A 23,785-nucleotide genomic window follows, 5' to 3' on the forward strand; every position below is an offset into this window, starting at 1 on the left:
ATTCCATGAACCATGTAAGGCAATAGCGCGGCCCACGTGACTCCGTTTTGAGCAGGGCCGGTACTGGTATTGCCGCAAGGACATCTGATCATGCCCGCCCAAGCCCCTGCCGCGCTTGCCCTGAGCGCCCGGCCCCTGATGCTGTGGAAACAGCTGCGCGACGATCTGCAAGTCATCGCGCACGAACATGCTGATGCCGTTCTGGCCAGTTCCCTGGCCGCGGAAGACATGGTGCTGTTTCATGCCATGTCCATCTACACCCCCGAACTGCAAACCGTCACCTTGGATACCGGTCGTCTGCACGAAGAGACCTTGCAATTGGGGCGCGACATCCAGCAACACTACGAACGCCCTATCCTGTTTTTTCATCCTGACCCGGACCGGGTGCAGGAACACGTCACCACGCATGGCACACACGCTTTTTACGAAAGCGTGGAACTGCGCAAAGAATGCTGCGCGATCCGCAAGGTGGAGCCGCTGCGCCGTGCCTTGCAAGGCCGATCGGCCTGGATCACCGGCCAGCGTCGCGAACAGACCGCCAGCCGCACCGAACTTTCCAGCAAGGAATACGACAGCGTTTTTGGGCTGCAGAAATTCAACCCCTTGATCGAATGGACTCAGGACGATGTCTGGGCCGTGATCCGTGGATTGAGCATCCCCTACAACCCGCTGCACGACCAGGGCTACCCCTCCATAGGTTGCGAGCCCTGTACGCGCGCCATTCGCCCCGGTGAAGACGTGCGCGCCGGGCGCTGGTGGTGGGAACAGCGCGACAGCCTGGAATGCGGCCTGCATGCCAGCAATCTGAATAGCAGTGTCAACACCTGAAGGAACCCCATGGGCGAACCACTCTCTACCCGTACTCATCTGGACTGGCTGGAAGCCGAGGCCATTTTTATTCTGCGCGAAATCGCGGCTGAAGCTGAAAAACCCGTGCTGCTGTTCTCCGGCGGCAAGGACTCCGCCGTGCTGCTGCAACTGGCCCAGAAAGCCTTTTCGCCCGGCCCATTGCCGTTTCCCTTGATGCACGTGGACACCGGCCACAACTACCCGGAAGTGATTGAATTTCGGGATCGCCGCGCCGCGGAACTGAACGCCGAGTTGATTGTGCGCAGCGTGGAAGATTCCATTGCGCGCGGCACCGTCGTGCTGCGCAATGAAACCGCCAGCCGCAACGGGGCCCAGGCCGTCACCTTGCTGGAAGCGATTGCCGAATTTGGCTTTGATGCCTGTTTCGGTGGTGCCCGCCGTGACGAAGAAAAAGCCCGTGCCAAAGAACGTATCGTGTCCTTTCGCGACGAATTCGGCCAATGGGACCCCAAAGCGCAACGCCCCGAGCTCTGGCACTTGTTCAACACCCGCATTCATAAGGGGGAGAACCTGCGCGTCTTCCCGATTTCCAACTGGACCGAACTGGACGTCTGGCAATACATCCAGCGTGAGGCCATTGATCTGCCATCCATCTACTACACCCACTCACGCGAAGTGGTGGAGCGTCAAGGCCTGATCGTTCCCATCACCCCGCTGACTCCCCTGCTGGATGGTGAAACTTCTGAATGGCGCGATGTACGTTTCCGCACCGTAGGGGATATTTCCTGCACCTGCCCGGTGCTCTCTACCGCCGCCTCCGTGCAAGACATTATTGCTGAAACCGCCTTGGCCACCATTACCGAGCGCGGTGCCACCCGCATGGATGACCAGACTTCCGAAGCCTCCATGGAACACCGCAAGAAACAAGGATATTTCTAATGAACACAGTCAATGACGCCTGGCTGCAGGCTGCCGATCAGGGCGTGCTGCGTCTGATTACTGCTGGCTCCGTGGACGACGGAAAATCCACCTTGATTGGCCGCTTGCTGGTGGACAGCCAGGGCGTGTTTGCCGACCAGATTGCGGCTATCCAACGCTCCAAATACAAGCGTGGCGAAGACGCTGAACCCGATCTGGCCCTGCTGACCGACGGCCTGGAAGCCGAGCGCGAACAAGGCATCACGATTGATGTGGCCTATCGCTACTTCGCTACCCCCAAACGCAAATTCATCGTGGCCGACACCCCCGGTCACGAACAGTACACCCGCAACATGATTACGGGAGCCTCCACCGCCCAGGCCGCCATCATCCTGATTGATGCGCATCGCGCCCAAGACGGTGAACTGCTGACCCAGACCAAGCGCCACAGCACCGTTGCCAAGCTGCTGGGCCTGCGTCATATCGTGGTAGCGGTAAACAAGATGGACCTGGTCGATTGGGATCAGGCCGTGTTCAACCGTATCCACGAGGCCTATCGCCAACTGGCTACGCAGCTGGGGATTGAGCACTTTCACATCATTCCGCTTTCGGCCTTGAAGGGCGAGAACATCACCCAGGCATCGCCGCACACACCTTGGTATCAAGGCTTGCCGCTGTTGCCTTTACTGGAATCGCTGGATCTGCGCGAGAACATTCAACGCCCTGCCCGTTTGTTTGTGCAATGGGTGGCGCGTCATGGCGGCAGCCGTGCTGATGGTTTCCGTGGCTACGCCGGTCAGCTCAATGGCGGCCGCATCCAGGTGGGCGATAGCGTTCAGGTGTGGCCTAGCGGAAAAACGGCGGTGATCACACAGCTGTTTCGCGCGGGTACGGAACAAACTTCTGTCAGCGACGGGGACGCCGTGACTGTGGTGCTGGATCGTGAACTGGACATTTCACGGGGCGATTTGCTGACACTGGCCCATGAAGAGGTAAGCACCAGCAAACACTTTGATGCGCAGTTGTGCTGGCTGGACGAGCAGGCCTTGAACACCACCCGCTCTTACTGGTTAAAGCAAGGCACACGCCTGACCCAAGCCAAGGTGCAAGCCGTTCATGCCTTGCGCGATGTACATAGCCTGCAAGAGCAGCAAGCCACTGGCACCTTGTCCTTGAATGATATTGGCCGTGTCAGCCTGGTCAGCCGTGATCCACTGGTGCTGGACGATTATCAGAATCATTCCAGCACGGGCTCTTTCATCCTGATTGACCCCAGCACGAACCAGACCGTGGCTGCTGGTCTGGTCCAGAAGCGCGTATAAAGAACAGCCTGCGGCAGACCCACGTCTTGCCGCAGGCACCCTATAAGATCACGACGCCTTTTGCTGCCTGACAGACCGGCCCCGTGCTGAACCGCGCCTGAGCCTCATTAATGCCGCCAGCACAATACACGCGCTCACACCCAAAGTCATGGCTAACTGATAGCGGTACGCCTCCACCATCGCCATATACACCAGCACCGCCAAGATCAGCACGATGGACAAATAGGTCAGCCAGGGGAAAAACCACATCTTGAATGGCAAATCTATGCCTGAGTTTTCTGCCTGGCGACGCGACAGTAGCTGGGACACAGCAATCACCAAATAAACGATCAGGGCAATCGCACCCGTTGTGGATAGCAAGAACGAAAACACCTGTCCAGGCAAGAGATAGTTCACCAGGCAGCCTGCAAAACCGGCCAAGGTCGATACAAGTACGGCGTTATAAGGCACACCTTTGGACGATACCCTGGCAATACAAGCAGGAGCATCACCACGGACGGACAGGGAGTAAATCATTCGAGAGGCCGTATACAAGCCGGAGTTCATACAGGAAGTCACCGCAATCAGTACCACTACATCCACAACTAGCTTAGCTCCAGGCAAGCGAAGAACTTCCAGCGTGCGCTGAAATGACCCTACCTGCATCAGCCTGGGATCGTCGTAACCGACGATCAGCACAATCAAGGAAATCGACAACACATAAAACAGGGAAATACGGTAGACCACCAGATTGGTCGCCTTACGTATCTTTTCCTGCGGGTTATCAGTTTCGGCGGCGGCAATCGTCACGATCTCCGCCCCAAAAAATGAAAACATCGTAATTAGGATACCCGCCAGCACGGCGCCCATGCCTTGCGGCGCGAAGTTGCTGAACACGGGAATCATCGGCACCTTCCCCCCGTCAACCCAGGGCCAGAAGCCGCTCAGGGCGCAGAGACAGGCCACAATGAACACAATGATGGCCAGCACCTTGATCAAGGCAAACCAGAACTCAAACTCGCCAAAATTCTTGACACTAAACAGATTGGTCATCGACAAGGCGACCATGATGACAATGGAAAACTGCCACGAAGGGATATGCGGCATCCATTGATGCAAGATATAGGCCCCGGCAATGGCTTCAACGGGAATGATCAAGCCCCAGAACCACCAATACAGCCAGCCAATGGAAAAACCCGCCCAGGGCCCGATTGCCCGCGCGGCATAGGTGGAAAATGAACCACTATCAGGATTGGCGACAGCCATCTCGCCCAACATCCGCATGACCAGCAGCACCAATGCTCCCGTCAAGATATAGGACAGTACCGCTGCCGGCCCGGTCTTCGCGATGGCATTGGCTGATCCAATGAACAGTCCGGCACCAATGATCCCCGCGATAGAGATCATGGACATCTGTCTTGAGTTCAGGCCGTGCGCGAGCGCACCCTGGCCTGCCTGTTCAGGCATGGTCATTATTGTCTCCTCGCTTTTTATTCAATGGCGGGGCAGTTCTGACCCGCCCGGTGCGCCCCGACGATATGCTTCGCTTGCTATAGGCGCACGTCACCCGACAGCCAGACCCTGCCGATCATCGGCTAGGCCCCTCCGTCCGAACACTCAGGCAGCGTCAGAGGTCAAACTTCACCCCCTGCGCCAAGGGTAATTCTCGGGAGTAGTTGATGGTATTGGTCGCCCGGCGCATATAAGCACGCCAGGCATCGGAACCGGACTCGCGGCCCCCGCCGGTTTCCTTGTCCCCACCAAAGGCGCCACCGATCTCCGCCCCGGAAGTACCAATATTGACGTTGGCAATACCGCAATCCGAGCCGCTGGCCGACAGAAACTCCTCAGTTTCACGCAAGTCATTACTGAAAATGGCGGACGACAGGCCTTGCGGAACATCGTTTTGCAGCGCCAGTGCCTCGGACAGGTTCTCATAGCGCAGCACATACAAAATAGGTGCAAAGGTTTCCTGCCGTACCGTATCGGTCTGGCTGTCCATTTCCACGATGGCTGGTCTGACGTAATAGGCCGATGCGAACTCATCCTCCAGTACCCGCTCGCCACCGCTAACCCGCCCCCCTTGAGCACGCGCCGCATCCAGTGCGGTCTGCATCGCCTCAAAAGAGGCCCGATCGACTAACGGTCCCAGCAGCGTTCCTTCCTGCAATGGATTGCCAATCCTGAGCTTGCCATACACCTGCTTGAGCCGTTCTACCAGTTGCTCACTGACACTGCGATGCACAATCAAGCGTCGTGTACTTGTACAGCGCTGCCCCGCCGTCCCGACCGCCGCAAAGACAATCCCCCGGACCGCCAGATCCAGATCCGCATTAGGCGTGACAATAACGGCGTTATTGCCCCCCAGTTCCAGCAAAACGCGCCCGAAACGACGCGCCACACGAGGACCCACTTCCCGACCCATCCGTGTGCTGCCGGTGGCCGACACCAGCGCCACCCGGGGATCATCGACCAGTCGCTCTCCGGCTTCGCGCCCCCCAATCAGCACTTGGCTCAGGTGCGCCGGCCCGGCCTCATACCGCGCCATTGCCCGCTCAAAGACCGCCTGGCACGCCAGGGCGCACAAGGGTGTTTTTTCGGAGGGCTTCCAAATCACGGCATCGCCACACACCAAGGCCAGCGCAGTATTCCAGGCCCACACCGCCATGGGAAAATTAAAAGCGGTGATCACCCCGACCACTCCCAATGGATGCCAGGTTTCCAGCATGCGATGACCAGGCCGCTCAGAGGCAATCGTCAAACCGTAGAGCTGTCGGGACAAACCCACCGCAAAGTCGCAGATATCAATCATTTCCTGAACTTCACCCAAGCCCTCACTCGTAATCTTTCCAGCCTCCAGGGAAATCAACTGGCCCAAAGCCTGCTTCTCAGCCCGCAGCTCCTGGCCCAGCAGTCGAACCAGCTCACCTCGTGCCGGCGCAGGCACGGTACGCCACACCTGCCAGGCATCATGGGCACGAGCAATCGCCTTGCTAAGCTCCTCGCTGCTGTGAGGCCGCAGATGGGCCAGAATGCCCCCGTCGATAGGCGAGCGCACCGACATTCCCCCTTGAACATCCAGCGCAGCCGTCACACCCAATTGGGCCAGGGTGGAATGTACCAGTTCGCTTGTCTGCGTCATGCTTGTGTAAGTCATACGTGTACCCCATAAAAAATGCGGAATATCGGCTTTCAGAAGCACGCCCATTCCTCAAAAAAGTCTGCCTTCAAGACCGACGCCGCCCCTGGGCTCTGCGGGCACCGACAAGATGCGCCAACTGTGCGCCATACTCATAAACTGCCTCCTTCCCAAGCTTGCATGGGACCGACTTGAGCGGAGACAGAGGTAAAGGCAGCTCTTCCACCTTGATCCGCCCCAAAACCAGATGCGCCAGCTCACGTCCAAAGACCGTTCCAGGAGCAATGCCACGCCCGTTGTAGCCGCTAAATGACAAGACCTGTCGCCCCAGTTGATGCAGGCGGGGCACGGCATCAGACGTCATGCCTATCCAGCCATACCATTCATAATCAAACTGCACGTGCTTCAAGGCCGGAAACAAGTGCTGCAATGCGCGTTGCGCCCACGCCTTATGTATTGCTTGTCCGCGTCCGCGCAATGCCCCCACACTGCCAAACACCAGGCGACCGGCTTGATCGAAGCGGTACGAGGACAAAACCGAACGCGTATCCCACGCACCCTGCCCCCCCGACAAAATCTGGGCGCGCAGTGCAGTATCCAGCGGTTGCGTGGCCACATTGAAATAAGGCAGACGCACCAGTTCTGCGGGCAAGGCTGGCCAGATATCGCTGGTATAGGCATTGGTCGCCACAATGACCCAAGGTGCCAGCACCTCCCCGTCCTGCGTTTGCAACACCCAGTGCGTGCGACCATCCTCAACCCGCCTGACGGCACTTTGCTCGTAAATGCGGGCCCCCGCCGTGATCGCTGCTCGCGCCAGTCCTCGAACATAGGCTAAAGGCTGAAGCGTGCCCGCGCGCCGGTCCAGCAAGGCACCCGTGTAGGCGGTGGTTCCCGTTGCCGCCGTAGCCTGTGTGTGATCGAGCAACTCCACCGGCGCCCCGAGAGCTTGCCATTGCTGCCAACGCTTCCGGATGTTGCGAAGGCCACCCGCGCCGACCGCGCAGTGCAAAGTACCATTCTGCACGGCCTGACAATCAATCCGGTGTTGGGCTACCAATTCATACACAGCAGCCGGCGCCCCGCTTAACAAGTGCAATAGGCGGTCCCCGTAATGAGAACCCAATGTTTTGAGCAGCGTCTCTGGCTCAAGCCACAAGCCAGCATTGACCAGCCCCACATTTCGTCCCGATCCGCCAAAGCCGATCTGCGCCCCTTCCAGGACCACTACCCGCGCTCCAGCCTGTGCCAGATTCAGGGCCGCGGACAAGCCGGTAAATCCAGCGCCAATAACCGCAACATCCGCTTGGACTTGGCCTTGTAAACGCTCGCAGACCACAGGGGCTGGAGCTGATGCCTGCCAGAGTCCATGGCTGCGCCCGTCCGCGTTCATGACCTCGACTCCGCCAGAAAACGTTGCTGCAAGGCGTGCTCGGAACGCATCTGAGCTGCGCGGTAAAGTTCAATTTCATCCAGCACGGGGCCACCCAGATCGCGTTCAAACTCAGACCGAGCCGCTTGCGATACATAGTTTCTCTGTTCAGCATCACCCAAGTTGGACTGGAAAATCCCCGCCGCGCTAACTGGCAGAAAATCCTCGTAAGTAATGGGGGTCAATGCGACTACGCCGCGCTTGATCAAATCAGGCAGATTCCAGGGCCGGCCGGCAGCCAGTTCCTGCTGCCAGATAGCAGGATCCCGTGGTTCAAACCGAAAAAAAGCCAGCCCACGCTCGTACATTTCCTCGCTGTCATCTGGAAACCGAGCAAACACGTGCTGGAGACGTTCGGCATACGTCTGTGTAGTAGCGGCTTGCTGCCCGGCATCCCTGGCTTGCGCCAACAAGGAGTCGTAAAGTGCCCGGCCCGCCTGGGTCAAAGCCACGCCACGTTGCTCTATCTCACCAAAACGTGCGGTATGAGACCCTACCCTGGCTTGACCGGCAAACTCAATCTCCTCCTCCAAGGCTTTGAAACTGGTTTGGCGCAACAGAATGGGATGGCGCCTGCGCGGTGGGCCTTCAATCAGTTCTTTGGCAGGGATCCCCCGTTGGGGCATGGCCTCTTGTACCGCATCAATATCCAGGGTTCTGGGAGTCAGGTGATTGATATGGGGGCCCTTGAAACAAACAATATCGGCCACCAGACGATGTGTCTCATGCAACTTGCGATACGTGTCCTGATCGACAGTCGCCTGGCGATGCCAGCGAAAAACGGCGGTGGCGGCAGCCACAAACTCCGTGACCTGCAGTTCGGTCAGGCCACCAGACATGTGCGCCTGTTCCGCCAACTCCAGCAACCCTGAGGGAAAAATAGTCCGTCGCGATAAGATTGCAGCTGCCTGCGCTCGCAGATTCGCATCCTCTATCAGCTCCAGTCTGAGCAGAGAGGTGAACACCCGGAAGGGATTGGTTTGTAACGCATGGTCGTCCACAGGGCGAAACGCGGTGGAGTGGACGGGTACACCCGCCACCGACAGATCGTAGTAACCAACGGGATACATACCCATGACGGCAAAAATCTTTGCAATCCCTTTGAGCTCCGCCGCTGTACCAACCCGAATGGCGCCATGGCGTTCTACATCCAGACGGGTCAGCTCCGACTGCTGCTGCAAGGCGCTGCGTAATACTGGGTCACGCTTGAGCACACTGGCATTGATCTCGTGCACCAGGCTCAACAAGGCCCCGTACTGCGGCACCTCCTGCTGATACATGGCCGACATGGCGCCTGAGAAACGGGAACGGATTTCGTCCTTAGAAACAAAAACAGAGGTGTCCATAGAACCGCCAGCAAATTGCATGACCTGTCGATAAGGCAAGGTCAGTCCATTAATGAATCACTTCCGTGTACTCGTATGCACTCCTTCACACCACAGCCAGCGGAAGCCCGTCATCTTATAAGCCTGAAATACTTAGCAATCTTGCACCTCATTCTGTGAGCAGAGGCAAGAGGGGTCAAACGATGATTCCAACTCAAGTCATTCCTAAATAGAATGACTAAACGTTTTCCCTTAGCAAACCAGCATGTCCATTCCCAAACGTTTTCTTCCTCCCATGCACGTCCTGATTGCCTTTGAAGCCGCCGCACGGCTGGGCAGCTTCACGGCAGCAGCGGGCGAGCTGAATCTGACCCAAAGCGCCGTCAGCAGACAGATCAGACTGCTGGAAGAAATATTGGGCGCGGAACTTTTCGTCAGAGAACGCCAGACGGTTCGTTTGACTCAGGCGGGTAGCACTTACGCCCAAGAGCTAAGCGATGCTCTTCGACGCATTGCCAACGCCACCCTGGGATTCAAAGCCAATCCGCATGGCGGAACGCTGAACCTGGCCATCCTGCCCACGTTCGGGACTCGTTGGCTTGCCCCCCGGCTGCCAGAGTTTGTAGCTGCATACCCCGGCATCACCATTAACCTGCTGACGCGCCTGCAACCGTTTGACTTTCAAATGGAAAATGTGGATGCCGCCATCCATTACGGCCTGCCCGACTGGCCGGGGGCGAATCTGGATTTTCTGATGTCAGAAACCGTAGTACCTGCCTGCAGTTCCGCCCTTCGCGAGCACTATCAGTTCCAGACGGCAGCTGACTTGCTCAAGGCACCTTTACTGCATCTGGTCTCAAGGCCCGATGCCTGGGAGCGTTGGTTCAATGCCAACGGTGTGGACAACGTGAAAATTCACGGCATGCTGCTGGATCAATTTGCACTGATTACACAAGCGGCCATCTCCAGCCTTGGGATTGCCTTGCTTCCTACCTTTCTTTTCAAGCAGGAGCTGGACCGGGGGGATCTGGTCGTTGCACTGGGCTCGCCTTGTCCCAATACGGAGGCCTACTACTTGGCGTGCCCAGCCGGGCGCTGCGACTACCCGCCACTGATCGCTTTTCGACAGTGGCTGCAAGAGGAAATCGCCAGCGAACAAACCCCGGCCTGACGCGACGGCCTCAAGCAGCCAGCCAGATGCTATGACCTGGCACGCACCAAAGCGAGGGACTGTTCAGCAATGATCAGTTCCTCGTTGGTTGGGATCACCAAAACGCGCACAGGGCTGCTGTCCGTAGAAATCACGGTTTCCCCAGCCTGATTGCGAGCCGGATCAATCTCCACCCCCATCCACTCCAAGTGCCTGGCGATGCCTGCGCGAATGGATGGGCTGTGCTCGCCAATCCCTGCCGTGAACACCAAGGTATCCAGGCCCTTCAAGGCCACGCACAAGCCCGCCAGATTCTCTGCCGTGTGATAGCAGAAGTACTCCACTGCCAGCTTGGCACGAGGATCATCCGAAGCCTCCAGCGCTCGCATATCTGCTTGATCGCCGGACAAGCCTTTCAAGCCGGACTGGGTGTAGAGCACGGACTGGATCTCGTCGTGCTCCATGCCCTGCTCCAGCATCCACAGCACGACACCGGCATCCAGACGCCCCGGACGCGTCCCCATAGGCAAGCCGTCCAACGCCGTAAAGCCCATGGTGGTGTGAACGCTGCGGCCTTCTTTCAAGGCGCAAGCCGATGCACCCGAACCAAGGTGAGCAACAACAACACGCCCGTCAGCCAACTCGGGCATTTCGCGGCGCAGGTGCTGGGAAATATAGTGATAGGACAGGCCATGGAAACCGTAGCGACGCACGCCCTGTTCAAAGAACCGACCAGGCAATGCAAAGTGCTGCAAATACGGGGCATGTCCTTGATGGAAGGCCGTATCCAGACACGCCACCTGGAAGATTTCCGGGTAGTGCTCAAAGATCACGCGAACAGGAGCCAGATTGTTTTGCTGATGCAGTGGTGCCAAAGGCGACAGGCTGTCCAGATACTCCAGCACCTGCGGGGTCAAGGGTACGCTGCTGTCGTAGCGGGCGCCCCCGTGCACAATACGGTGGCCAACGGCAATAGGCCGACCATCCACATGCTCCAGCAGCCAGCGCGCCACCAAAGCCTGAGCTGTATGCAGGTCCTTGGCCTGCTCGCCATCCAGGTCCTGCTTGACCATGGATTGGCCCTGGGCATCTTTAACTTTGAACGCTGGCTGGCTACTGCCAATGCCCGAAACCTGACCGCCAAACTCAAAATCCAGTTGGTCGCCCGGCTGGACCTTGTACATATGAAACTTCAGGCTGGAGCTGCCTGCGTTAATGACCAGAATCTGCTCGCTCATTAGTGCGCAGCCTCCACAGCAACTTTACGTTCCAGATAGCCCGCGTAAAGGCTGGCAACCGCACAAGAGGCCATGCGGGTCTGGGCGCTATCGGCTCGGCTGGTCAGAATGATAGGCACACGAGCCCCCATTACGATACCGGCAGCCTGAGCACCGGACAGGAAGGTCAGGTTTTTGGCCAGCATATTGCCGGCCTCCAGATCAGGGGCCACCAGAATCTGCGCCTTGCCCGCAACGGGCGACACAATTCCTTTGATTCGCGCTGCTTCGGGGCTGATAGCGTTATCCAGCGCCAAGGGGCCGTCCAGCACACCGCCTGTAATCTGGCCGCGATCAGCCATCTTGCACAAGGCCGCCGCTTCCAGCGTGGTCGGGATTTTTTCGGTCACCTGCTCGACCGCAGACAGGATGGCGACCAACGGTGTGCCCAAGCCCAGGCCGTGGTGCAGATCAATGGCGTTTTGCACAATATCCGCCTTGGTGCTCAGATCGGGGAAAATATTGATGGCGCCGTCCGTCACAAACAAGGGCTCCGGATAGCTGGGCACATCCATGATGAAAACATGGCTCAAACGGCGACCAGTCCGCAAGCCCTTGCCCTGGGTGCACAGCACGGCCTGAATCAGTTCATCCGTATGCAGGCTGCCTTTCATCAGCAACTGGGCACGGCCGGCCAGCACTTCCTCTACGGCTCGCTCTGCCGAGGCATGGCTGTGTGGGGTATCAATCAAGGTGACCCCTTCCAGGCTTAAACCATGCTCTGCCGCTACGGAATGCAAACGGGCCTGCGGGCCAACCAGCACGATCTCGAACAGGCCTTGGGCCCGTGCCTGCAAGGCGGCTCCCAGGGAGACATCATCGCAGGGATGAGCCACCACACAAATTCGACTGTGCTCTTTGCGAGCTTGCTCGATCAATCGGGAATAATGACTGGAAGGCCCAGTGCGATCCACGGCGGCCGTATCCGGGCCAGCAGGGTGATTCATGATAGAAGACTCCTTGGAGATGAACGAAGGCTAACCCAACACTAAACCATTTATCCAGGCGTGTGTCTTTGATTGCGAACAGGGAAACTTCAATAGTTCGCCCTTTATTCTTTCCAGGCCATGAAGAATGAAGCATAAAGATTAAATACTAAAAAAAATCCGGTTTAGCCAAGTGCAAACCGGATTTTTATTTCTGTGGTGGCTTATTCATCCCGAACCACCGCAATCCGGGAGTATCCAGGATCAGTCACCGAGGTCTGATTAAAGGCCAAGATCACTCAACCCCGGATGCTCATCGGGGCGCCGCCCCAAGGGCCAACGGAACTTGCGTTCGGATTCTGTAATTGCCACATCATTAATGCTGGCATGGCGCACCGCCATATAGCCATGCTGGTCAAATTCCCAATTCTCATTTCCGTAACTACGCCACCACTGACCGTATTCATCTTGCCATTCATAAGCAAAACGCACGGCTATTCTATTTCCATGCCAGGCCCAGATTTCTTTAATCAAGCGGTATTCACGCTCTTTCTGCCATTTTCGTTCCAAGAAAGACTGAACCTGATCTCGCCCCTGCGGAAATTCGCTGCGATTGCGCCAGCGCGTATCCACGGTATATGCCTGCGACACCTTGACCGGGTCACGACTATTCCAGGCATCCTCGGCGGCACGCACTTTCTGGCGGGCACTCTCCAGATCGAAAGGTGGCAAGGGAGGACGTGTATCCATAGTGATCTCCTAGAAAACAAGAGTGGACCAGACAGTCTAGCGGCAAAACGTAAGCAGTCTCTTACTGGCCGGTATCTGCCCAGGCTGCCCGTTCAAATCCTGCGACCAGAAAATCGATAAAGGCTTGCACACGAGCCGAGCGAGACCGGCCCGGAGGCGTCAGCAAATGCAAGGTCAGGCTGGGCAAATCCCATTGCGGCAAGACAACCTCCAGTTGGCCTTGCTCGACCATATCGCCCAACAGGAACTGCGGCAGCACGCTAAGCCCCAGGCCCTGGAGCAAGGGTGGGATCAAGGCCTGGGCATTGTTGACTTGCAAAGCGCAAGGCACGGTTTGGGAGTAATACTCCTGCCCTTGCTGAAAGCGCCAGACACTGCCGCGTCGCTCGTAGGCGTAGCGCAGGCTCATGTGCTGGGCCAGGTCGCTGGGGTGGGTGGGTCTGCCGTACTTGGCCAGGTAGCTGGGGGCGGCAACCAGCCGCAGACGCAAATTGCACAGACGGCGCACCAGAAGGCTGGAATCATCCATGGTCGAGATACGCAAGGCCATGTCGAAACCTTGTTCCACGATGTTGACCTGAGCGTCGTTGAAGTGCAGATCCAGCAGCACGGCCGGGTGCTTTTCCATGAAGGCGGGCAGCAAAGGGGCCAGATGCTCCAGCCCGAAGGACATGGGGGCAGCAATCTTGATACGTCCCTGCAGGCTTTCTTTCTGGTCGCGTGCCAGGGCTTCCGCGTTCTGTCCGGCAGCCAGAACGGCTTGGGCCTGCTCCAGGCTGGCCTGCCCGGTTTCTGTCAGGGACAGGCGTCGGGAGGTACGGTGGAACAGGGACACATGCAGCTGTTTTTCCAGCCGGGCGATGGCCTTGGAGACAGTAGGCTGTGACAGGCCCAGAACTTCAGCTGCCTGAGCAAAGGAGCCGGTTTCCGCCACAGTGGCAAAAATGGCCCAAGCTTGTAGATCCGGTAATGTTTTCATGTCGTTTTTGGAATGAATTCTATGCTATTGATTCTATTTTATTCAATCAGCAACACGCCTAGAATTCTTTTTAGTATCCAATATTAAGGAGCGCATCATGATTGAACATCGGCCTTTTAATGAACTGGGCGGCGCCAACCACGGCTGGCTGGACGCCAAGCACCATTTTTCTTTTGCTAATTACTACGATCCCGCTCGCATGAGCTGGGGTGCCCTGCGTGTCTGGAATGACGACACAATTGCGTCCAACACCGGGTTTCCACCTCACGATCATGCCGATATGGAGATCATTACGTATGTGCGTGAAGGGGCGATCAGCCACCAGGACAGTTTGGGCAATAAGGGTCGTACTGAAGCCGGTGATGTGCAGGTGATGAGTGCCGGCACAGGTATTCGCCATGCGGAATACAACCTGGAAAGTGGTACGACACGGATCTTCCAGATCTGGATTCAGCCAGAGCGTCGTGGTTTGCCGCCTGCCTGGGGTGCCAAGCCTTTCCCCAAGGATGAGCGTTCGGGGCAGTTTGTGGCTCTGGCCAGTGGGTTTGAGGGTGATGCGGAGGCTTTGCCAATTCGTGCCCAGGCTCGTGTGCTGGGAGCGACCTTGAAAAAAGGTCAAAGCACGACTTTGTCTTTGCCTGCCGAGCATCTGGCTTATCTGGTGCCTGCCACGGGGCGGGTTGTGGTGAATGGTCTGGAGTTGAATGCTCATGATGGGGCGGCGGTTCGCAATGAAACGACGCTGGAAATTCAGGCACTGGAGGATGCGGAGCTGGTGCTGGTTGAGACGGCGCAGTAATTGCGGACGGGCTGTTTTGAAGATGGGGGGAGGCAGTTTGAGCGCTCCCCCCGCTTCTTTTTGCTGTTCTGGTGCTCTGAAAATAAACGCAGGTAAGAGAAGATATATGTTTTTTTTAAGGTCATATGTCAGCTCAGTAATTATTAAACAGCTAAATAGAACGCTTGGGTTGCGTTGCCGTTTGCTGGCGTAATGTTGTTTGTTCAGTATTCCACCTTGGCAGAAAGACGCCACTTGGAGCCCTGCCTGGGTGTCCGGGCTGAGCACTTGCCGGTGCTGCGCACCGGTGCCCTTGTCAGGAGATAGCTACGGGCGCACCCTGAACTCCCGGGGTGGTTCGTCCCCCGGACGAACCACAAGCGCCCCGGTCAAACAACAGGGCGCTTGCATCCCTACGCTATCTCCTGACCGCGGCAAGTACTCTGAATCGCCCCGACACCCAGGCAGGGCTCCAAGTGGCTGGCATCGTGAGCAATTTAAGGGCGAAACGTAACTGTGATGCCGATTTATGAGTTCATTGATGATGGATTCAGGGGTATTTTTCGTGGCTTAATTTCTTGCCATGCAAAATGCAGTTGGGGGGTGGGCGGGCTCGGCTGTCTGTTTTTAATCCTGGTTTGGAAAGTATTCCTGATTTTTTGTTTAGCTTAGGTAAACAATTCTCCCCCTTGTCTCTCCTTCTCATTCTGCGCAGCCTTCCCTTAACGGAAACCGGCTCATAAAGCAGATCAAAACATCTTCTTTTCTCTGATTAAACTGTTTGTTCTCAATTGATAAACGTCTGCCCTGCTGCAATATCGTTACAATTGTTGTAACACCAATTTTCAACTTTTCTTAATGCACGCGAACACACCGTGTCCTCTCCCAACCAGTATTTCGTTCTGATCGTCCCTGCCTGCGCGGCATTGCTGGGCGTGGCCATGATTTACTGCTGGAGCCGTCTACGTGATCACCGTTATCTTCTCTGGATTGCCTCGGGGTATATCTCCACGGCTATTCCTATGGGGATTCATAGTCTGATGCCCAATGAGCAGCTGGCCCGTTGGACTGTGCCTTTGTCGGCTATGTATTTGTTTGGTGTCTGGGCGTTATCTCACGGCGTAGCGCTACGTTTTGGCGGGCGTGCGCATCGCAGGCTGGCTTGGGCGATCATGCTCATCACCTTGGGGCTGCTGTTTTATTTTTCCCAGATTGATGACGATCTCTGGCTGCGTTTGCAGATACTGAACTGGGGCTTGGCCTTGCTGGTTGCCCTGCCTGCCAAATCGATTCTGTATAGCCGAAGGCGCACGATTCCTTTGGCAACGTTGCTGCGGGCCTCTTATCTGACAGCTCTGCTCTACGCATTTGTGCGTGTGTTTGCGCTTGCCACGCTGATCCCTCGCGAGATGCAGCCAGAGCTGACCCGCTCCGGTTTATGGCTCTTGATGCTGGCGACCAATATGTTCATCAGCATCTGGGTAGCGCTGGCTATTTTGACCAGCACCGCCATGTCGATTGTGCAGACGCTGGATCATGAGCGCAGCCGGGACCCTTTGACCCGTTTGTTGAATCGTCGTGCATTTTTCGAGCAGGTTAAAAAGCGCCTGGAGCTGTATGGTCATAGTGGTTGGGCGGTCATGACCTGCGATCTGGACCACTTCAAGATGGTGAATGACACCTGGGGCCATGCGGCGGGCGATCGGGCCTTGAAGGAGTTCGGGGCCTTACTGGCTCGCACGGTTCGCCAGGACGATCTGGCAGCCCGCTTTGGGGGCGAGGAGTTTGTCTTGCTGATACGCAGTACCAGCTTGCATACCGCCGTGCTGGTTGCCGAGCGTTTGCGCAGCAGTGTGATGAATCTGCATATCCCCGCCACGGCGCATACGCTGACGGCCAGTTTCGGTGTGGTTCAGCTAAACAGCAATGGCGACATCAACCAGGCCATTGAGCAAGCTGACCGGCTTTTGTACGAAGCCAAGCATGCTGGCCGCAACAAGGTCGTTTGGAAGGCGTCCTGAGTTATTCCTCCTGCTTGCTGATACCCTTACAGTCTCTTTTTTCAAGACAGCCCCGTTAGAGGCTGATTGATAGGACTATCACAGCAAAAGCCGGGGGCATTCACGCCCCCCAGGAGACCCCATGTCACTTATCGAACTTAGCGCCAGCGAACTGCTGGCAGGTCTGGAAAAAAGCCGGTTCAGCGCCCGTGAGATTGCCGACGAGCTACTCAAACAATCACAAGAAATGGCCCATTTGGGCGGTCTGGCACATTTGAATTCAGAGTTGTTTTACCAGCAGGCCGATCAGTCCGACACACGCCGCGCCCGTGGCGAAGCCTTGGCGCTGGACGGCGTGCCTTTGGTGATGAAAGACAATCTGAACACCACGGACATGCCCACCACCTCCAGCACCGGCGCCTTGCAAGATCGCGTGCCGCTGAAAGATGCAGATGTAGTCGCACAATTGCGCAAGGCCGGTGCCGTGCTGCCCGCCAAGTCCGTGATGCACGAACTGGCTTTTGGGATTACGACCAATAACGCCACTACGGGCCCCAGTCGCAACCCTTATGATCCAAGTCGTATTCCCGGCGGCTCTTCCGGTGGCACTGCAACGGTTGTGGCGGCTCGTCAGTTCCCGGCTGGCCTGGGCACGGATACGGGCGCTTCGGTGCGTTTGCCTGCCGCGCTTTGCGGCCTGTACGGTTTCCGTCCTACGGTGGGCCGTTATTCAGGCCGGGGCATTGTGCCTTTGTCCCCTACCCGCGATACAGCAGGCCCCATGACTCGCAGTCTGGCTGACATCAGCTTGCTGGACAGTCTGCTCTGTCAGAAAGCCCCCTCTATCATTGCCACCCCCTCCTTGAAGGAGTTGCGTCTGGGTGTGCCCCGTGACAGCTTCTGGAAAGAGATGGATGCCGGTGTAGCCGACGTCACCCTGGCATTTCTGGATGATTTGCAAAAAGCCGGTGTCACGCTGGTCGATGTAGACCTGTCTCCGGTTCTGAAGATCAATGCCCGCGTTGGCATGCCGATTGTGTTGTATGAGACCTTGCAGAACCTGCCTTTATACCTGGCCGAAAACAAGTACGACATTGGCTTGGATGAGCTGATTGCCGGCATTCACAGCCCCGATGTGAAAGAGATTTTCGATGCCATTACGGGCGACTACACCATCAGCCAGGAAGCCTATGAAGAAGCGCTGAATGTAGACCGCCCCCTGATGCAGCAAGCTTATGCAGACCTGCTGCGCCAGTCCAATGTCAGTGGCTTGATCTTCCCGACCAGCCCACTGACCGCCTGCCCGATTGGCGATGATGAAACCACCATGATGAACGGCAAGGCAGTACCTACCTTCAACACTTACATCTCTCGTACCGACTTGGGTTCGAACCTGGGCGCACCGGGTATTTCCCTGCCTATCGGCCTGTCGGGTGGTCTACCAGTGGGGATGTTGATTGAGGCCGGTATCGGTGCAGATGATCAGCTGCTGGCTCTGTGCCGTGCGATTGATCCTTTGCTGCCAACTACACCAGCACCGGATTTGAGCAAACGGGCATAAACGACGTAAAGGCGGATTAAGCAATCTGCAGGCTACTGCACCAGGCTGAGTAACTCGCCACACCCCAATGCCATCAGCCCAACAAGAAACAGGCCGATTTTCCTGGAAATTCGGCCTGTTTTTTTGATGGGACTCCTCACGAAGGCGCCATGCGCCCGGGTCCGTATTACCGCCAAACCGTCGACGCAACATCTGCACCCACCAGCCGTGATGCTCACACAGTGCAGACTGACGAGCCTTGAAAACCAAACTCACTACTGTTTTTTAACACAGCATAAAATGGCGCACTGAAACTCCCGCCCGCACGGCAACACCCCAACTTCACGGCCAGCACACACTATGAATACACAGATTCTTTTATTGCGGGGCGTCATGCCTACCGGCAAGAACAAGGTATTGATGGCACCACTACGCGCAGCCCTGGAAGCAGCGGGTTTGAAAGAGGTCCGGACTTATATACAAAGCGGCAATGTGATTGTGTCCACAGAGCTGAAACAGCCGGAGCTGGAGCAACTGGTTCACCGCACTATCAAGAACAAGCTGGGCGGGGATATTCAGCTTATCGCCCGAACACCGGCCTATTTCATGCGGGTGATGGCGAACAATCCTTTCAAGGACGAAAGCCCCAGCCAGCTATATTTCACCCTGCTGCGCTCCCCGGCAGACAGCGTCTTGCTGCATGCCTTCCACGCCCTGGAGCACGCACCGGATCAGGTCCGCGTCATTGATGACATCGTCTATATAGTGTGCGCGACCCGGTATCGAGACCTGAAAGCCAACAATAATTTCATCGAGAGAAAGCTCAAGGTCGTTGCGACGACACGCAACTTCAACACCATGAGCAAGCTGATCGCCTTGAGTACGGGTAATGAAATAGTGATGAACCCCTCAAGCTAAGGCCTGTCGAGCCAGATCCGCAACGGCCAACTCTTTATTGGCCTCGGTGCGCAATCCATCCTCCAGAAACCAGGCAGCTGACAAGGCTGCATGCGCCATCACCCATCTGAGCAAGCGTTGACGCTCCAGTCCTGCGACCTCGATGACTACCGACAACTGCCGTGCAAAGCGCGCTGGATCGGTGCTCGTTTTAAGATCAGGATTGCACAGCACATTTACGTAGTCGTAATAGCGCTCACCAGTGACGCGCTTGGGATCTATTGCCAGCCATCCACGCTGATCGAAATCGAGAATGTTGCTATGGTGCGCATCCCCGTGCAGAACGACCTGATCACGCTGATCACGCAGCAGCTCATTAGCCACTAGTGCGCATTCAGCCATCAGACCGCCCTCTTGCTGCGCCATCGGTGCCAGCGATTCAAAAAAATCGCTCAGGGGGCGTAGATTGTCAGGGGGGGCCGAAGGTCGGTTTGAATGCAATTGTTCAAGGACACGGCAGATACAGGTCGTCGCTGCATCATCTTCCCCTTCTAAAGCCATGCGCAATAGGTCCCTGGAGCCCGTTGCACGCTCCATCAGCAACGCTCCAGAGTCCGGGTCCAGTGCATATACATGCGCCCCGCCATCGCCAGCCCACCATTGCAGCACTTGGCCGCCGATGCGCTCATCAGGATCTCGTGTGATTTTGATCATCGCCGGCTGCCCCTCCAACTTCCCGGTCAGCCGCACGGGCATCAGATCGCTGGTCGCAGTGCTGAAAGGCTTGCCAGCGGCCTGAGCCCCCCAGCGTTGAAGAAAGACATTGAATAGGTTGAAGTTGGACATTGCGCTGGTTTTCGTGGAAATCTCTTTAGACAAAAGAAAGCCTGGCGTTCAATCATGCCCGACCGCTCATGATCGAAAGCGCCCAGCTTAACTGAGCTTGCCTTATGAATGTGAGCCCAAGTCCAGACACGCACCAGAACCCGGCGTTTCCCTCCCCCTTACTTCACGCCCCAGGACAAATATGTAACAGCCTGACCCTGGTGCTCTTGAAATTAGAAAAGTCGTCCCTATAATTAGCACTCGAAGGGGTTGAGTGCTAAAACGCCTCGCCCCCACAATCGGACCAACAACTAAAGTCATCTTTAAACAGGAGTTTCTCCATGGCACTGCGTCCTTTGAACGATCGTGTGATCGTCAAGCGTCTGGACAACGAACGCACAACCGCTTCCGGTATCGTTATCCCCGAGAGCGCGACTGAAAAGCCCGATCAAGGCGAAATCCTGGCCGTTGGCCCCGGTAAGAAAACCGAGGACGGCAAGGTTCTGGCGCTGGACCTGAAGGTCGGCGACAAAGTTCTGTTTGGCAAATACTCCGGCCAGGCCGTCAAGATCGACGGCGAAGAGCTGCTGGTGATCCGCGAAGAAGAAATCTTCGCCGTGATCGAATAAGTACCGCCAACGAAAATTCAATAGGATTCAAACCATGACCGCAAAACAAGTTTACTTCGGCGACGACGCACGCACCCGCATCGTGCGCGGCGTCAATGTTCTGGCCAACGCTGTTAAGACCACCATGGGCCCCAAAGGCCGTAACGTTGTTCTGGACCGCTCTTTCGGCGCTCCTACCGTTACTAAAGACGGTGTGTCCGTTGCCAAAGAAATCGAACTGAAAGACAAGTTCGAGAACATCGGTGCTCAACTGGTTAAAGAAGTTGCTTCCAAAACTTCCGACAACGCCGGTGACGGTACCACTACCGCTACTGTGCTGGCTCAAGCCATCGTTGAAGAAGGCCTGAAGTTTGTTGCCGCTGGCATCAACCCAATGGACCTGAAGCGCGGTATCGACAAGGCCGTTGGCGTTGTGGTTGACGAACTGCGTCAACTGTCCCGTCCTTGCACCACCAGCAAAGAAATTGCTCAGGTCGGTTCCATTTCCGCCAACAGCGACCACTCCATTGGTGAGATCATCGCCAATGCCATGGACAAAGTGGGCAAAGAAGGCGTGATTACCGTTGAAGACGGCAAATCCCTGGAAAACGAACTGGACGTGGTCGAAGGTATGCAGTTTGACCGCGGCTACCTGTCTCCTTACTTCATCAACAACGCTGACAAGCAAGTTGCTGTTCTGGACGATCCGTTTGTTCTGATTTTCGACAAGAAGATCTCCAACATCCGTGACCTGCTGCCCGTACTGGAGCAAGTTGCCAAGACCAGCCGTCCTTTGCTGATCGTTGCTGAAGACGTGGAAGGCGAAGCCCTGGCTACTCTGGTTGTGAACAACATCCGTGGCATCCTGAAGACTACCGCCGTTAAAGCTCCTGGCTTTGGCGATCGTCGCAAAGCCATGCTGGAAGACATCGCTATCCTGACTGGCGGTACCGTGATCTCCGAAGAAACCGGTATGTCCCTGGAAAAAGCGACTCTGGACGACCTGGGTCAGGCCAAGCGCATTGAAGTGGCCAAAGAAAATACCACGATCATCGACGGCGCTGGCAACGGCACCGACATCGAAGCTCGCGTGAAACAAATCCGCGTTCAGATCGACGAGTCCACTTCCGACTACGACCGTGAAAAACTGCAAGAGCGCGTGGCCAAGCTGGCTGGCGGTGTTGCCGTGATTCGCGTTGGCGCGGCCACCGAAGTCGAAATGAAAGAGAAGAAAGCCCGCGTTGAAGACGCCCTGCACGCTACTCGCGCAGCCGTCGAAGAAGGTATCGTTCCTGGCGGTGGCGTTGCACTGATTCGTGCCCGCGCAGCTGTTGCCCAACTGAAAGGCGACAACACCGACCAAGACGCCGGTATCAAGCTGATCCTGCGTGCTATCGAAGCTCCTTTGCGCACCATCGTTTCCAACGCCGGCGAAGAAGCCAGCGTGGTTGTTAACCAAGTGGCCAGCGGCACCGGCACCTACGGTTACAACGCTGCTACTGGCGAATACGGTGACCTGGTCGAGCAAGGCGTTCTGGACCCAACCAAGGTGACTCGCACTGCCCTGCAAAACGCAGCTTCGATCGCCAGCCTGTTGCTGACCACCGAAGTGGCCGTGACCGAAATCGTGGAAGACAAGCCTGCTCCAGCCATGCCTGACATGGGTGGCATGGGCGGCATGGGTGGTATGGGCGGCTTCTAAGCCACTTATCAGCACCCCGATCCGGGCGGAAATTGATCACTTCTGCCCTGATCGCCACGCTTTTAGTACAAAAACCGGATGGATTTTTCCATCCGGTTTTTTTTCGTCCAAGCAAACCCCTATAATCAGGGCACTTCAATCTGCAGCGTCCTTCATGTCAGACTCTCCATTCAAAAGCAAAGGCGGTGTTGGCCGCCTGTTCAATGCCCTGCGCTACTCCAGCCAGGGCCTGGCCGCTGCCCTGCGCCATGAAGCTGCCTTTCGCCAGGAACTGGCGCTGGCTGTCATCCTGACGCCACTGGCATTCTGGCTGGGGGAAACGCCGGCAGAGATTCTGGTCCTGCTGGGCACGCTGGTTTTTGTGCTGGTGGTGGAGCTGCTGAACTCGGCCCTGGAGGCCCTGGCCGATACGATTACCCTGGAGCACCACCCCTTGATCGGGCGGGCCAAGGATCTGGCCAGTGCTGCCGTGCTGCTGTCCCTTATTTTTGCTGGTGCCGTCTGGCTCAGCTTTTTGTATAGCCGTTTACTTTCCTGATTCCCATGACATTCATAGAAAAACTGAACCGTGCCTGGACGGACAACCAATCCATGCTGATGGTGGGTCTGGACCCAGACCCCGCCCGCCTGCCCTTGGAGCTGGCCAGCAAACCCGGCGCGATTTATGAGTTCTGCAAAGCGATTGTGGACGTCACCGCCGACTACACTTGCGGCATCAAGCCACAGATTGCCTACTTTGCCGCTCAGGGTGCCGAGGATCAGTTGCAAGACCTGTGCGACTACATTCGCAGCCGCTACCCTCACCTGCCCATCGTGCTCGATGCCAAGCGTGGGGACGTGGGTTCGACAGCCGAGCAATACGCACGCGAAGCCTTTGAGCGCTATCGCGCAGATGCCGTCACCGTCAGCCCCTACATGGGCTTTGATTCGGTAGAACCGTACCTGGAGCACAAGGACAAGGGCGTGATCGTGCTGTGCCGCACCTCCAACCCTGGTGGCTCGGACCTGCAATTCATGGAAATGGCCGACGGTACGCCGCTGTACCTGCACGTAGCCAGCCTGGTGGCAGAGAAATGGAATACGAACGGCCAATGTGCTTTGGTGGTGGGCGCAACCTTCCCCGAGGAAATTGGCAAGGTACGTGCCCGTATTGGCGATATGCCTTTGCTGGTGCCCGGCATTGGCGCACAAGGTGGCGATGTGGTCGCCACCGTTGCTGCTGGTATGGACTCGCAAGGTAACGGCATGATGATCAACTCTTCGCGTGCCATTCTGTACGCCAGCCGAGGCGATGACTGGCGTGATGCGGCACAAGCTGCAGCGATTGCTACGCGCAATGCGATTAATGACGCGCGCAACAAGCAGCGCTAATTGACTGCCCTTCCCCGGCTTGAAAACAGACCGGGGATACAGAGTCCAAGCTTGTAG

Annotated in this window: 21 protein-coding genes; 12 read left to right on the plus strand and 9 right to left on the minus strand. The window is 56.8% G+C overall.

Annotated features, from left to right (window positions below; genetic code table 11):
- Positions 1-90: 90 nt before the first annotated feature.
- The 3 genes from U2949_RS15515 to U2949_RS15525 are packed head-to-tail and all read left to right on the plus strand — an operon-like array spanning position 91 to position 3,050.
- Positions 91-828 (plus strand): phosphoadenylyl-sulfate reductase, encoded by a 738-nt coding sequence (locus tag U2949_RS15515; protein ID WP_042488733.1) that lies wholly within the window; start codon positions 91-93, stop codon positions 826-828.
- 9 nt (positions 829-837) lie between these two features.
- Positions 838-1,749: a sulfate adenylyltransferase subunit CysD gene (cysD, locus tag U2949_RS15520; protein WP_321288663.1), complete on the plus strand. Its 912-nt coding sequence runs from the start codon at positions 838-840 to the stop codon at positions 1,747-1,749.
- Positions 1,749-3,050: a sulfate adenylyltransferase subunit 1 gene (locus U2949_RS15525; RefSeq protein ID WP_026485482.1), complete on the plus strand. Its 1,302-nt coding sequence runs from the start codon at positions 1,749-1,751 to the stop codon at positions 3,048-3,050. Before cysD ends, U2949_RS15525 begins: the two co-directional genes overlap by 1 nt.
- A 48-nt stretch (positions 3,051-3,098) precedes the next feature.
- Here U2949_RS15525 and U2949_RS15530 read toward each other — a convergent pair whose 3' ends face one another.
- From U2949_RS15530 to hglS, 4 genes are all read right to left on the minus strand, one after another.
- Positions 3,099-4,502 (minus strand): amino acid permease, encoded by a 1,404-nt coding sequence (locus U2949_RS15530; protein ID WP_321288666.1) that lies wholly within the window; start codon positions 4,500-4,502, stop codon positions 3,099-3,101.
- A 154-nt stretch (positions 4,503-4,656) separates the two neighbouring features.
- Entirely contained in the window at positions 4,657-6,186 is a 1,530-nt protein-coding gene (amaB, locus tag U2949_RS15535; protein WP_407654195.1) for an L-piperidine-6-carboxylate dehydrogenase, read from the minus strand.
- A 70-nt stretch (positions 6,187-6,256) separates the two neighbouring features.
- Entirely contained in the window at positions 6,257-7,561 is a 1,305-nt protein-coding gene (locus tag U2949_RS15540; RefSeq protein ID WP_321288667.1) for an NAD(P)/FAD-dependent oxidoreductase, read from the minus strand.
- On the minus strand, positions 7,558-8,946 hold the full coding sequence (gene hglS / locus U2949_RS15545) for a 2-oxoadipate dioxygenase/decarboxylase HglS (RefSeq protein ID WP_321288669.1): 1,389 nt from the start codon (positions 8,944-8,946) through the stop codon (positions 7,558-7,560). Before hglS ends, U2949_RS15540 begins: the two co-directional genes overlap by 4 nt.
- Before the next feature lie 244 nt (positions 8,947-9,190).
- Here hglS and U2949_RS15550 point away from each other — a divergent pair, with 244 nt between their 5' ends.
- Positions 9,191-10,096 carry a LysR substrate-binding domain-containing protein gene (locus U2949_RS15550; RefSeq protein ID WP_026485477.1) on the plus strand — a complete coding sequence of 302 codons (906 nt, stop codon included), beginning with the start codon at positions 9,191-9,193 and terminating at the stop codon, positions 10,094-10,096.
- 29 nt (positions 10,097-10,125) lie between these two features.
- Here U2949_RS15550 and U2949_RS15555 read toward each other — a convergent pair whose 3' ends face one another.
- The 4 genes from U2949_RS15555 to U2949_RS15570 all read right to left on the minus strand — a co-directional run bounded on the left by U2949_RS15555 (position 10,126) and on the right by U2949_RS15570 (position 14,007).
- On the minus strand, positions 10,126-11,313 hold the full coding sequence (locus tag U2949_RS15555; RefSeq protein WP_321288671.1) for an acetate/propionate family kinase: 1,188 nt from the start codon (positions 11,311-11,313) through the stop codon (positions 10,126-10,128).
- The gene (locus U2949_RS15560) at positions 11,313-12,299 is read right to left on the minus strand and encodes a phosphate acetyltransferase (protein WP_051316485.1); all 987 of its coding nucleotides are present in this window, start codon (positions 12,297-12,299) and stop codon (positions 11,313-11,315) included. The genes U2949_RS15555 and U2949_RS15560 overlap by 1 nt, the downstream gene beginning before the upstream one ends.
- A gap of 261 nt (positions 12,300-12,560) precedes the next feature.
- Positions 12,561-13,028, minus strand: coding sequence for a nuclear transport factor 2 family protein (locus U2949_RS15565; RefSeq protein WP_026485474.1), 468 nt, complete (start codon positions 13,026-13,028; stop codon positions 12,561-12,563).
- A gap of 61 nt (positions 13,029-13,089) precedes the next feature.
- Positions 13,090-14,007: a LysR family transcriptional regulator gene (locus tag U2949_RS15570; protein ID WP_257724189.1), complete on the minus strand. Its 918-nt coding sequence runs from the start codon at positions 14,005-14,007 to the stop codon at positions 13,090-13,092.
- A 97-nt stretch (positions 14,008-14,104) separates the two neighbouring features.
- Between U2949_RS15570 and U2949_RS15575 the strand changes: the two genes are divergently transcribed.
- The 4 genes from U2949_RS15575 to U2949_RS15590 all read left to right on the plus strand — a co-directional run bounded on the left by U2949_RS15575 (position 14,105) and on the right by U2949_RS15590 (position 19,243).
- Positions 14,105-14,806, plus strand: a complete 702-nt coding sequence (locus U2949_RS15575; RefSeq protein WP_321288674.1) for a pirin family protein — start codon at positions 14,105-14,107, stop codon at positions 14,804-14,806.
- Between the two features lie 854 nt (positions 14,807-15,660).
- Positions 15,661-16,806, plus strand: a complete 1,146-nt coding sequence (locus U2949_RS15580; protein ID WP_321288676.1) for a GGDEF domain-containing protein — start codon at positions 15,661-15,663, stop codon at positions 16,804-16,806.
- Positions 16,807-16,927: 121 nt separating this feature from the next.
- Entirely contained in the window at positions 16,928-18,346 is a 1,419-nt protein-coding gene (gene iaaH, locus U2949_RS15585) for an indoleacetamide hydrolase (protein WP_321288678.1), read from the plus strand.
- A gap of 339 nt (positions 18,347-18,685) precedes the next feature.
- Positions 18,686-19,243, plus strand: coding sequence for a DUF1697 domain-containing protein (locus U2949_RS15590; protein ID WP_257724193.1), 558 nt, complete (start codon positions 18,686-18,688; stop codon positions 19,241-19,243).
- On the opposite strand, the gene U2949_RS15595 is transcribed toward U2949_RS15590, so the two are convergent.
- A complete protein-coding gene (locus U2949_RS15595; RefSeq protein WP_321288680.1) occupies positions 19,235-20,068 on the minus strand; it encodes an aminoglycoside phosphotransferase family protein in 834 nt (277 codons plus the stop codon). The genes U2949_RS15590 and U2949_RS15595 overlap by 9 nt on opposite strands.
- A 320-nt stretch (positions 20,069-20,388) precedes the next feature.
- On the opposite strand from U2949_RS15595, the gene U2949_RS15600 reads away from it, so the two are divergent.
- The 4 genes from U2949_RS15600 (at position 20,389) to pyrF (ending at position 23,728) form a co-directional block, all read left to right on the plus strand.
- Entirely contained in the window at positions 20,389-20,676 is a 288-nt protein-coding gene (locus U2949_RS15600) for a co-chaperone GroES (protein WP_009454802.1), read from the plus strand.
- A 34-nt stretch (positions 20,677-20,710) separates the two neighbouring features.
- Positions 20,711-22,357 (plus strand): chaperonin GroEL, encoded by a 1,647-nt coding sequence (groL, locus tag U2949_RS15605; RefSeq protein WP_026485468.1) that lies wholly within the window; start codon positions 20,711-20,713, stop codon positions 22,355-22,357.
- 154 nt (positions 22,358-22,511) lie between these two features.
- A complete protein-coding gene (locus tag U2949_RS15610; protein WP_026485467.1) occupies positions 22,512-22,895 on the plus strand; it encodes a diacylglycerol kinase in 384 nt (127 codons plus the stop codon).
- 5 nt (positions 22,896-22,900) lie between these two features.
- Complete coding sequence (gene pyrF, locus U2949_RS15615) at positions 22,901-23,728, plus strand: orotidine-5'-phosphate decarboxylase (RefSeq protein WP_026485466.1); 828 nt, start codon at positions 22,901-22,903, stop codon at positions 23,726-23,728.
- The last annotated feature ends 57 nt before the right edge of the window (positions 23,729-23,785 follow it).

The sequence above is a fragment of the Alcaligenes phenolicus genome, from assembly GCF_032063905.1.
In the GTDB taxonomy this organism is placed as follows: domain Bacteria; phylum Pseudomonadota; class Gammaproteobacteria; order Burkholderiales; family Burkholderiaceae_B; genus Alcaligenes; species Alcaligenes phenolicus.

Bases quoted from the DNA above. Each gene is read 5' to 3' on its own strand.
- U2949_RS15595 (WP_321288680.1), bottom strand. From the start codon at position 20,068: ATGTCCAACTTCAACCTATTCAATGTCTTTCTTCAACGCTGGGGGGCT.
- cysD (WP_321288663.1), top strand. From the start codon at position 838: ATGGGCGAACCACTCTCTACCCGTACTCATCTGGACTGGCTGGAAGCC.
- pyrF (WP_026485466.1), top strand. From the start codon at position 22,901: ATGACATTCATAGAAAAACTGAACCGTGCCTGGACGGACAACCAATCC.
- U2949_RS15525 (WP_026485482.1), top strand. From the start codon at position 1,749: ATGAACACAGTCAATGACGCCTGGCTGCAGGCTGCCGATCAGGGCGTG.
- amaB (WP_407654195.1), bottom strand. From the start codon at position 6,186: ATGACTTACACAAGCATGACGCAGACAAGCGAACTGGTACATTCCACC.
- U2949_RS15540 (WP_321288667.1), bottom strand. From the start codon at position 7,561: ATGAACGCGGACGGGCGCAGCCATGGACTCTGGCAGGCATCAGCTCCA.
- U2949_RS15575 (WP_321288674.1), top strand. From the start codon at position 14,105: ATGATTGAACATCGGCCTTTTAATGAACTGGGCGGCGCCAACCACGGC.
- U2949_RS15530 (WP_321288666.1), bottom strand. From the start codon at position 4,502: ATGACCATGCCTGAACAGGCAGGCCAGGGTGCGCTCGCGCACGGCCTG.
- U2949_RS15550 (WP_026485477.1), top strand. From the start codon at position 9,191: ATGTCCATTCCCAAACGTTTTCTTCCTCCCATGCACGTCCTGATTGCC.
- U2949_RS15590 (WP_257724193.1), top strand. From the start codon at position 18,686: ATGAATACACAGATTCTTTTATTGCGGGGCGTCATGCCTACCGGCAAG.
- U2949_RS15515 (WP_042488733.1), top strand. From the start codon at position 91: ATGCCCGCCCAAGCCCCTGCCGCGCTTGCCCTGAGCGCCCGGCCCCTG.
- U2949_RS15570 (WP_257724189.1), bottom strand. From the start codon at position 14,007: ATGAAAACATTACCGGATCTACAAGCTTGGGCCATTTTTGCCACTGTG.
- U2949_RS15565 (WP_026485474.1), bottom strand. From the start codon at position 13,028: ATGGATACACGTCCTCCCTTGCCACCTTTCGATCTGGAGAGTGCCCGC.
- U2949_RS15555 (WP_321288671.1), bottom strand. From the start codon at position 11,313: ATGAGCGAGCAGATTCTGGTCATTAACGCAGGCAGCTCCAGCCTGAAG.
- hglS (WP_321288669.1), bottom strand. From the start codon at position 8,946: ATGGACACCTCTGTTTTTGTTTCTAAGGACGAAATCCGTTCCCGTTTC.
- U2949_RS15560 (WP_051316485.1), bottom strand. From the start codon at position 12,299: ATGAATCACCCTGCTGGCCCGGATACGGCCGCCGTGGATCGCACTGGG.
- U2949_RS15600 (WP_009454802.1), top strand. From the start codon at position 20,389: ATGGCACTGCGTCCTTTGAACGATCGTGTGATCGTCAAGCGTCTGGAC.
- U2949_RS15610 (WP_026485467.1), top strand. From the start codon at position 22,512: ATGTCAGACTCTCCATTCAAAAGCAAAGGCGGTGTTGGCCGCCTGTTC.
- groL (WP_026485468.1), top strand. From the start codon at position 20,711: ATGACCGCAAAACAAGTTTACTTCGGCGACGACGCACGCACCCGCATC.
- iaaH (WP_321288678.1), top strand. From the start codon at position 16,928: ATGTCACTTATCGAACTTAGCGCCAGCGAACTGCTGGCAGGTCTGGAA.